Below are 9,836 nucleotides of genomic sequence, written 5' to 3'. Positions count from 1 at the left end.
CTAAGGAAATCATTCCATATCACCTCGTTTCGGTTATTCTCACTGAGGAGTGATGTGATATCCCTTATAGAATATCCATTAGTATTATAACCAAACTCTTTAATATAAGTAAAGCATTATATTAGTGAGTGCTAATTTAATTATTTGATAACAATACGTTAACAATCCGAAAACATTCACGATTTAAGATCATAAGCGAATCGATATATAAGCACTTAATAATATCGTGATAAGGGAGAGAAGAATTCAAATGTCGAAGAAAGCAAAATGGTTGTCTTTCAGTATTATTGCCATCATGGTAGTCGTGTTGGCCGGATGTGGATCGAGCAAAGAAGGAAACACGGGGGGAAATAGCAAAGCTTCAGATAATGGTATGACCATAACTGCAGCTGGGTCGACCTTTGTAAATCCGTTATTTTCAAAAATGTTCTCCGAGTATAACAAGCTTCATGCTGACATCAGAGTTAATTATCAATCGATTGGTTCGGGTGGCGGAATCAAACAATTGACAGAGGGAACCATTGATTTTGCAGCTTCAGATGCTTTTATGACTGATGAAGACATTTCAAAGGTGAAAAACGGTGTCATTCATATCCCTGTTACTGTCGGTGCGGAAGCAATCATCTATAACTTGGATGGAATTGATAAAGGGTTGAAGTTGACGCAAGAAACACTTGCAGATATTTTCCTTGGCAAAATCACAAAATGGAATGATGCGAAGCTGAAAGCTGATAACGCAGACCTAAGTTTACCGGATTTGGCAATTACCCCGGTGTATCGTTCGGACGGCAGCGGTACGACTGCTATCTTCACAGATTATCTAAGCACAGTTAACCCGGAGTGGAAAGAAAAAGTGGGCCAAGGTAAATCGGTACAATTCCCCGTAGGTGTGGGCGGAAAAGGTAATGAGGGTGTTGCAGGGCAAGTAAAGCAAACGCCAGGTTCTATCGGTTACGCGGAACTTGCATATGCAGTGAATAACAATATCTCTTATGCTCAAGTTCGAAACAAAGATGGAAATTTCGTTTCTCCTTCACTCGAAGCAGCTACTTTAGCTGCAGAAACAGCTGCAGCCAATATGCCTGCGGATACACGCGTGTCTATTGTTGAAAAATCGGGTGAAAAAGCATATGGAATTGTAGGTTTTACTTGGGCACTTCTAAATGTGGAATATGATGATGCAGATAAGAAAAAAGCGATTATAGATTTAGTCAAATGGGCTTATCGTGATGGTCAACAGTATTCCGAAGAACTTCTTTATGCGAAGATCCCTGAAGCAATTGCCAAACTTAACGATACCAATATCGCTAAGATTCAGTAATCAACACATGAATGGAGAGGGATAGAGATGGTATCATCTCTATCCCTTCATTATCATTCGAATAAGAAACATCGAAAGGAGAAATGTGGTCTTGAAGAAAGTCCCCTTGCCTACCTCCATGGTTAAGAGCCGCATGAAGAGAGCTATTTCCCAACGTTTATTTGATACCGGATTCAAATGGACTACATTTATGTTTGCAGCTGTGATCTTCTTATTATTTCTTTGGATTATTATTGCCTTAGCTCTTGAATCTCATTTATCCATACAAAAATTTGGGCTGCATTTCATAATTGGCACGGAGTGGAACCCTGTCAAAGGTGAGTTTGGTGCCTTACCCTTCATCTATGGAACTGTAATATCCTCCTTAATTGCGATCATAATCGCAGCACCAATCAGTATTGGTGTTGCGTTGTTTATAACCGAGATGGCTCCAGAGTGGCTGAAGAGGCCTGTTGGTTTTATGATTGAACTTCTCGCGGCAATCCCAAGCATATTATTTGGGCTTTGGGGTTTGTTTGTCATGGTACCCTTTATTCGAGATTGGTTTCAAATCCCGGTATCTAAACTTCTAGGCGGCTTTCTTTTATTCTCGGGAGCCCCAATTGGTCTTGGCATGTTATCTGCAGGGGTGATCCTTGCCATTATGATTATTCCGATTATTACCGCACTGGCTAGAGACGTCATAAGTGTTGTACCTAGCTTGCAAAAAGAAGGTTTCATGGCACTGGGTGCAACGAAATGGGAAGTCATTTGGAAGGTCATTCTGCCCTTTGCCAGACCAGGGATATTGGGGGCATGTATTCTTGGAATGGGGCGCGCGTTAGGGGAAACTATGGCCGTTACCATGGTCATCGGCAACCGGGTAGATATCAAAGCTTCTTTATTTGCGCCCGGACATTCCATGGCAGCCGTTATAGCAAATGAATTTACAGAAGCTACGGACGATATTTATCTATCCTCGCTTATTGAGATTGGGCTGCTCTTATTCCTTGTAACGTTTGTCCTAAATGCGGCTGCGAGATTTATGATTTGGCGTGTAGCACGAGGGCCTAGAGGAGGTGTGAAAAGGTGAATAAGAAGCGAATGATTCGACGAAACAAGGTCAATGTACTCATGATGGGTATCGTTGTTCTGTTCACCCTTATTGCGCTCATACCTTTAGTCAGTATATTGAGTTACATCGTATATAAAGGGTCATCAGCCCTCAGTATCGATTTTTTCGTTAAGCTGCCAGTCGCAGTAGGTGAGCTAGGCGGTGGGGTCGGCAACGCAATAGTTGGAACATTTCTATTAGTATTAATTGCCTCAGGAGTCGGTCTGCCTATTGGTATCATGACGGCCATTTACTTGAATGAATATAGACCTCAAGGACTTTTTTCTTCTATGATCCGTTTTGTCGTGGATGTTCTTCTTGGTATACCTTCGGTTGTCATTGGGATATTCGCTTATATCGCATTTGTCAGGCCTTTCGAGCATTTTTCAGCATGGTCAGGAGGGTTAGCTTTAGGCATTATTATGATCCCAATCATTACTCGTTCAACAGAAGAAATTTTACGGCTTGTTCCAAATTCGATAAAAGAAGGTGCCTATGCTTTAGGCATCAACAAATGGAAGACCATTCTGTTTATTGTTATTCCGTATTCGTTAAAGGGTATGGTTACGGGTATTATGCTTGGAGTTGCTCGTGTAGCCGGAGAAACAGCCCCACTATTATTAACGGCTTTCGGAAATCATTACTGGAATACTAAATTGTCAGAACCTATTGCTTCACTGCCGGCACAAATATTCGAGTATGCCAAATCACCCTATGAGGATTGGATAGAAAAAGCATGGGGAGCAGCACTTGTACTTATTGGTTTTGTTCTCATCATTAATATTGCAGCACGGACGATAACGCGGAGTCGGTTCAAAAACATCAATTGAGGTGAGTGAGCGTGGCCAAAGAATTACGAACAGAGAAGCTAAAAGCCTGGTATGGCAATCAACAAATCTTAAAGGGTATCGATATGCAAATTGAAAGCAATGCGATTACGGCTATCATAGGACCCTCTGGATGCGGAAAATCGACCTTTGTTCGCTGTCTTAATCGGATGCATGAGGTTATTGATGGGACACGGGTAGAAGGTGAAGTATGGTTTCAGGATCAAAATGTATACGCTTCTGGTGTTGATCCTGTTGAAATACGCAGTCGAATTGGTATGGTCTTTCAAAAACCTAATCCTTTTCCGACGATGTCGATCTACGATAATGTCGCATCCGGATTAAAGCTAAATGGAATACGCAAGAAATCAATTCTAGACGAAGCGGTAGAGAAGAGTTTACGGATGGCAGCAATCTGGGATGAAGTCAAAGATCGTCTAAAACATTCTGGGATGGGCCTTAGTGGAGGTCAACAACAGCGATTATGTATTGCAAGAGCTTTGGCGATTGAACCTGAAATCCTACTCATGGATGAACCTGCGTCAGCACTCGATCCGATATCAACTAGTCATATTGAAGATCTTGTTCTAGAACTTAAGAAACAAGTCACAATTGTCATAGTAACTCATAATCTACATCAAGCTGCGCGAATAGCAGATCACACAGCCTTTTTCTTAAATGGAGAAATGATTGAATTCAATCAAACGGAACATATGTTTTCTTCCCCTGATGATCATCGCACGGATGACTATATTTCAGGACGTTTTGGATAAGGATAAGGAGGATACAATTTGGTGGAGCATCGTTCAAGTTTAAAAAAGTTGCTGACGGATTTGCATGGAAAGCTCGATCTAATGGGAGAAAGAGTCCAAGAAGCTGTTATTCAATCTGTTCAATCTTTGCAGAATCATGATCTTACACTGGCAAAGATACTCATTGAAAATGATGAGCAAGTCAACCGTATGGAAAATCAGATCTTAGAGCTAGTTGGTGTAACAATAGCAACGCAGCAGCCGGTTACCAAAGACATGCGAAAGATTCTAACTGCGGTACGTATGGCAAATGACTTAGAACGAATGGCGGATTTGGCCATTGATGTGGCTAAAGTAACGCTTAGACTCGATTCGGAGGTGGCTCCTGAGCTTTTTGAGGGAATCCCGGAAATGAGCGAGATAACATTAAAAATGATACATGGAAGCATGACTAGCTATGATCGCGGTGATATTGTATTGGCAAAGCAAATGGCTGAGTTAGACCATGAGGTCGATCGTTTATATGGACAGTTTTTAAAACGGAATTATGAATATATGGTCAAGCAGCCTAATACGATAACACAAGGTTTGCAATTATGCTTTGTAGGGCGATTTCTGGAGCGAATTGCTGATCATGCAACGAATATAGGCGAGAATGTTATTTACATGGTATCTAATGAAAGGCATGACCTAAATCACTAGTAACACATCGCATAAGCGGAGGAAGGGAACATGCAACAGGAACAGAAAAACACTTGGGTCGATATGATCCCCAAACGTATTCTCCTTATAGAGTCAGATCGAACCTTAGCCAATATGCTTCAATATGGCCTTATTAAGCAAGGGTATCAAGTTGAATATCTGGAGCCTGGAAGCATGCACGCTTTTAAAACGATTGATTTAGTCATTATGGATTCCCCCGGAATTGAGTTATACCCGGGGGATCTTCTTCAATTATTGAGCGATAGGCATATACCCATTATTGAACTTATAGATAAGAGTAGTGCTCATCAGCCACTTAGTTTAAAAGCAAGTCATCTCTTGAAGCCATTCGATTTCTCAGAACTACTGCAGCTCATTGATCATTCCTTGGGAAAAGAAAAAACAGCGATTCAAGTATCTCGTGAACAAACAGCTTATCGCATTCATAACATTGAAATCTATCCGTCTGGATCAGAAATACGAATGAATGGATCTACCGTCCATTTAACATGGCGAGAGTTCCAGATCTTTGTTGTGCTGCTTGATAATCAGGGAAAGCTGGTTTCTTCTGATCAACTCCAACACATATTGTCCGAAAGGCATGCTAATGATAGAAACGCATTAACGCTTACCATGTTCAAATTAAGAAACAAATGCAAGATGTTTTCAGACGTTTTTGAAATTAAAACAATAATTAAAAATGGGTACCAGCTGGATTTCAAATAAAGAGTTAACCATATGTTTATTCGTTAATACTCCCTTAACATTTCGGAAATATGATAAATGAGCATGTTGAATGACATCATATAACCCAAATCGTAGCCTTGAGGGGGCAGTTCAAAAATTGATTACATTATCTTCTATGGCTGAGGATTATAAATTATTAGGGGACAAAACCCGATTAACGATTATATGCTTGCTAAAAGAAAAAGAAATGTGTGTTTGCGATATTGTTAGTGTGCTTGATGTCTCTCAGTCGAGCACCAGTCAACATCTACGTAAGCTAAAATCTGCAGGTATTTTACGTGAAGATCGAAGAGGTCAGTGGGTCTATTATTCACTATCAATCGAAGAGAAGCCACATCTTAAGGATGTGCTGAATTATTTACCGGCAATAGTCCAAGGTGACGAAGTTAGAATAAATGAAGAAAATATGTCTTGTTAAAGCTACCTTCTTTGGTGGTTTTTTAATAACCATAAAAAACCAAGCATTAATGCTTGGTTTAATGGTCTATTCAATTAGACGCTTTGTTGGGATGACTTGTATACACCAAATTTTTGCAGTAATGAAATGACCTTTTGTTTTATTTCATCTCTAGCAGACCGCACATCATCCATTGTAGCGTCTTCTTTGGCTAGAGGATCATGTATACTCCATTGCTCATTACGGATACCGAAAGGAACGATAGGACATCGCTCCTCGATATCATCACAAAGTTTGATTATAACAGAAGAACTCATAAATATTTTCATATCGATTTTTTTGGAGAAGCGGTCGGTAATATCGATCCCAATTTCCTGCATGGCTTGAATGGTGAAAGGATGAAGTGAACTTGGCTCTAAGCCTGCGCTATCGATTCTGACATTTTCAGTGGCATAATGCTTTGCTAGAGCCTCTGCGATTTGACTTCGACAACGATTTTGTCCACATAAAAAATAAATATTGAATGTCTTGTTCTCCACGATATGACACACCTTTCATTAGGGATTAACTACATTATATAAGTGAATTGTAATATCAGTATTAACTTATATAAGGACATTGTAAATGTCACTCTTATTGGAGTACTCAGAGATGTGGATTAATTATTCAAATAAATAACTTGCAATTTGCAAATAATAGATGTATAAATAAGTTAATGAGGTGAAGAACGTTGGAGAATCCAAGAGAATTACTACAGGTGATGGCTAGGCAATTCGGCTTTTTGAACAAGAACTGCTGCACGATTGGCAGTACGGAGATTTCTCTGATCCAAAGTCATATTCTATTCGAAGTCGATCGGCAGCATGAGCCTTCCATGCAGCAAATTGCGGATACGCTTGGCGTTGATATCACTACGTTTAGTCGTCAAATTCAAACGTTAGTCAACAATAAGCTGATCAAAAAAACGCCTTCACTAGGGGATCGAAGAGTCTATATATTATCCTTGACCGTAGAAGGGAAGTTTTTTGCTACCGCAATTGATAAGATGATGACTGACTATCTGGATGAGGTATTTTCATTTATGAACGAATTTGAGAAAGACACCGTTATTCGCTCCATTAAGCTCTTGAATGAAAGTATGAGGAAATCAAAAATGTGTTGTACACCATTGGGGTAATGCGAATTACTCCATATCATTTCATTAATATTTGCAAATTGCAAATAAAAGGAAGGTCAAAATGAGTGAGATTTTGGATGTTATTGTAGTTGGTGGAGGTCAAGCAGGATTAGCCTCCGGATACCATCTTAAAAAGAACGGATTTAATTTCTTGATCCTCGAAGCAAGTGAGGAAGCTGCAGGTTCATGGCCTAAATATTATGATAGTTTGAAATTATTTTCACCGGCGAAGTATTCCTCACTTCCAGGGATGCCGTTTCCATCTCCGGGTGATCGTTATCCGGGGCGTGATGAGGTCGTTCAATATCTGAAACGATATGCTTCTCATAATAAACTCCCGATTGCTTACCATAGTCAAGTTAAACATATTGGTCGAGAATCTGGTGTGTTTGAAGTAAACACAGCAGCTGGAGAGAGTTATCGATCGCGAACTATTATCTGTGCGACAGGCTCCTTTAGCCGGCCATTTATTCCTCACATTGATGCTCAAAGCGATTACTTAGGAAGAGTGATTCATTCCTCCGAATACTTATCACCGGATTCCTTTACTGGCCAATCTGTGATTGTAGTCGGAAGAGGGAATTCGGCAGTGCAAATCGCGATGGAGCTGTCTGAAACTGCTGAAACCACATTAGCTGTCCGCGATCAGGTTTCACTGGTTCCTCAGCGTATTCTAGGCCGAGATCTTCATTTTTGGCTAACTATAACGGGCGTGGATTCCTTTTGGCGCTTCGGTAAGTCCGCAGCAAACGCTTCGTCCGTCATAGATCTTGGCAATTACAAGGAGCGGTTACATGCAGGACATCCGGTACAGAAACAGATGTTTACCGCATTTTATCCAGAAGGGGTCGTATGGTCAGATGGATCAAGGGAAGAAGCGGACAATGTTATATTCGCGACTGGTTTTCGGTCAAACCTTGAATACCTGAGGGGGTTAGGTGGACTTGATCCAAATGGAGTTCCGGTACAAAAAGAGGGGATTAGTTCAAGCGTTCCCGGCCTATATTTTGTTGGTTTGAACGGACAACGTTCATTTGCCTCCGCTACGATTCGCGGAGTCGGGGCGGATGCAAAGTATGTGGTAAAGCAAATAGGTCGGTCACTGAAAGGCAATTAAAGCATTTTGCATTCATTTATTTTCAAATTTATCTCATTGGCGAGTACGGAGCTGCTTCTAACGCTGTTCCGATCATATAAAACTTGCAAATCATTTAACCAGGAGGTTATTCCTAATGAGTCATGTAACAGAAGATCAGATTCGTCAAAATGTTAGAAACCGTTATAAAGCAGCTATTCAAGAAGTAAATTCGGCAGGCGGTTGCTGCTCTACGGAAGCAAGCTGCTGTGCTTCAGCTGACGCTGTTTCTTCCAAATTGGGTTATTCAGCTGCTGAGTTATCGGCAGTTCCGGAAGGAGCAAACCTCGGACTTGGATGTGGCAATCCGCAAGCCATAGCAGATTTGAAACCCGGTAATGTTGTGCTTGACTTAGGGAGTGGGGGAGGCTTTGATTGTTTCTTAGCATCTCGTCAGGTTGGAGAAACCGGTCATGTCATTGGAGTTGATATGACTCCCGAAATGATCAGCAAAGCAAGGGCAAATGGAACTAAAGGTGGCTTCTCGAACACAGAATTCCGGTTAGGGGAGATCGAATATTTACCTGTTTCCGATCAATCGGTAGATGTAGTTATTTCGAACTGTGTGGTTAACCTGTCGCCTAATAAACCGCAAGTATTTAAGGACACTTTCCGCGTATTGAAACCGGGGGGACGAATCGCTATTTCTGATGTTGTCTTATCGACAGAGCTGCCGACAGAAATCAAAAATGACCTGGATGCACTGTATTCTGGCTGCATTTCGGGAGCATCCAGTATCGAAGACTTAAAACAAATGCTTTTGGATAGTGGATTTTCGAATATTACGATTGAGCCTAAGGATGAGTCGAAAGATTTCATTAAAGATTGGGTACCAGGAACGAGCATGGAAAACTATATTGTTTCAGCAGTAATTAAAGCCGTAAGACCATAACCAATGTGAGGTGAGCAGTACTATGTATTTAAACACATATGTAGCTGAAAAGCTTATGGAATATAAACAAGCTGAGCTAAAAGAAATATCTTCAAACGCAGGTTCTTTACGTAAAGAAACTAAATACGTATCTCTGTTAAGAAAAATAATTGCATTAAATGCCCAGAGAATAGTAAACAATACTCCTTGTTGTACGTAAATCCGTTTTTTAAACAAATAGTGACTAATTTGAAGTCCGGTAGTCCTCTCCCGGCTACCGCCATCATATATTGCCAATAAAACTAGGCCTCCAACGACCGGACGATCTCAATAAAAAACAGCAAAAGGATCCGCCGCGTCGGATCCTTTTTACTACTTCACAAAATAAGCGGTTATATACAGATGTCCTGATGGACGTTGAACGGGCAGAATAGTTTAATCAATTATTGGGTACTCTTTAGGGTAAAAAACTTCAAATATCAGGTGTAATCAGAGAAAAAATTTTGAAGGAGAGTTTGATTTAGATGAACAACCTTAAGTTTTTTGTTTATCAAGTTTTACTTTCATTTCTCGGTATTGCAGTTGATATTCTGTTTAGAGAATTTATATATGATTCGTCCTTTTTTAATAATAGATATATTCCAGCACTAATTGAGACATCAATAAATGGTGTCTTACTATATTTTATGTTTAAATTATATTCTTCTTTAAAAACAACTAAATTACGATACAAGATTTTAATACATATGACCTTGCCTCAAAAAAGTAGACACAGAGAAAGCCTCGGCGACACCCATTAGTCTATTGCCTAGAG

Annotated in this window: 12 protein-coding genes; 11 read left to right on the top strand and 1 reads right to left on the bottom strand. The window is 40.3% G+C overall.

Going from position 1 to position 9,836, the window contains the following annotated elements; all coding sequences use genetic code 11:
* The first annotated feature begins 250 nt into the window (after positions 1–250).
* From pstS to ACFPYJ_RS06885, 7 genes are all read left to right on the top strand, one after another.
* Entirely contained in the window at positions 251–1,321 is a 1,071-nt protein-coding gene (gene pstS / locus ACFPYJ_RS06915; RefSeq protein ID WP_379187352.1) for a phosphate ABC transporter substrate-binding protein PstS, read from the top strand.
* A gap of 91 nt (positions 1,322–1,412) precedes the next feature.
* A complete protein-coding gene (gene pstC, locus ACFPYJ_RS06910; protein ID WP_379187351.1) occupies positions 1,413–2,393 on the top strand; it encodes a phosphate ABC transporter permease subunit PstC in 981 nt (326 codons plus the stop codon).
* Positions 2,390–3,244 (top strand): phosphate ABC transporter permease PstA, encoded by an 855-nt coding sequence (gene pstA / locus ACFPYJ_RS06905; protein ID WP_379187350.1) that lies wholly within the window; start codon positions 2,390–2,392, stop codon positions 3,242–3,244. Before pstC ends, pstA begins: the two co-directional genes overlap by 4 nt.
* Before the next feature lie 11 nt (positions 3,245–3,255).
* Positions 3,256–4,014, top strand: a complete 759-nt coding sequence (pstB, locus tag ACFPYJ_RS06900) for a phosphate ABC transporter ATP-binding protein PstB (RefSeq protein WP_379187349.1) — start codon at positions 3,256–3,258, stop codon at positions 4,012–4,014.
* A gap of 21 nt (positions 4,015–4,035) precedes the next feature.
* Positions 4,036–4,695: a phosphate signaling complex protein PhoU gene (gene phoU, locus ACFPYJ_RS06895; RefSeq protein WP_379187353.1), complete on the top strand. Its 660-nt coding sequence runs from the start codon at positions 4,036–4,038 to the stop codon at positions 4,693–4,695.
* A gap of 30 nt (positions 4,696–4,725) precedes the next feature.
* On the top strand, positions 4,726–5,421 hold the full coding sequence (locus ACFPYJ_RS06890; RefSeq protein ID WP_379187348.1) for a response regulator transcription factor: 696 nt from the start codon (positions 4,726–4,728) through the stop codon (positions 5,419–5,421).
* 118 nt (positions 5,422–5,539) lie between these two features.
* A complete protein-coding gene (locus tag ACFPYJ_RS06885) occupies positions 5,540–5,860 on the top strand; it encodes an ArsR/SmtB family transcription factor (RefSeq protein WP_379187347.1) in 321 nt (106 codons plus the stop codon).
* A 74-nt stretch (positions 5,861–5,934) separates the two neighbouring features.
* On the opposite strand, the gene ACFPYJ_RS06880 is transcribed toward ACFPYJ_RS06885, so the two are convergent.
* The gene (locus tag ACFPYJ_RS06880) at positions 5,935–6,378 is read right to left on the bottom strand and encodes an arsenate reductase ArsC (RefSeq protein ID WP_379187346.1); all 444 of its coding nucleotides are present in this window, start codon (positions 6,376–6,378) and stop codon (positions 5,935–5,937) included.
* A gap of 191 nt (positions 6,379–6,569) precedes the next feature.
* Between ACFPYJ_RS06880 and ACFPYJ_RS06875 the strand changes: the two genes are divergently transcribed.
* The 4 genes from ACFPYJ_RS06875 (at position 6,570) to ACFPYJ_RS06860 (ending at position 9,242) form a co-directional block, all read left to right on the top strand.
* A complete protein-coding gene (locus ACFPYJ_RS06875; protein ID WP_379187345.1) occupies positions 6,570–7,016 on the top strand; it encodes a MarR family winged helix-turn-helix transcriptional regulator in 447 nt (148 codons plus the stop codon).
* Between the two features lie 73 nt (positions 7,017–7,089).
* On the top strand, positions 7,090–8,133 hold the full coding sequence (locus ACFPYJ_RS06870) for a flavin-containing monooxygenase (protein WP_379187344.1): 1,044 nt from the start codon (positions 7,090–7,092) through the stop codon (positions 8,131–8,133).
* Between the two features lie 115 nt (positions 8,134–8,248).
* Positions 8,249–9,043, top strand: a complete 795-nt coding sequence (locus ACFPYJ_RS06865) for an arsenite methyltransferase (RefSeq protein WP_379187343.1) — start codon at positions 8,249–8,251, stop codon at positions 9,041–9,043.
* A 22-nt stretch (positions 9,044–9,065) separates the two neighbouring features.
* On the top strand, positions 9,066–9,242 hold the full coding sequence (locus tag ACFPYJ_RS06860) for a hypothetical protein (RefSeq protein WP_379187342.1): 177 nt from the start codon (positions 9,066–9,068) through the stop codon (positions 9,240–9,242).
* Positions 9,243–9,836 lie beyond the last annotated feature (594 nt).

This window comes from Paenibacillus solisilvae, from assembly GCF_042656405.1.
Classification (GTDB): domain Bacteria; phylum Bacillota; class Bacilli; order Paenibacillales; family Paenibacillaceae; genus Paenibacillus_Z; species Paenibacillus_Z solisilvae.
This window is presented reverse-complemented; position numbering and strand designations above follow the sequence as displayed.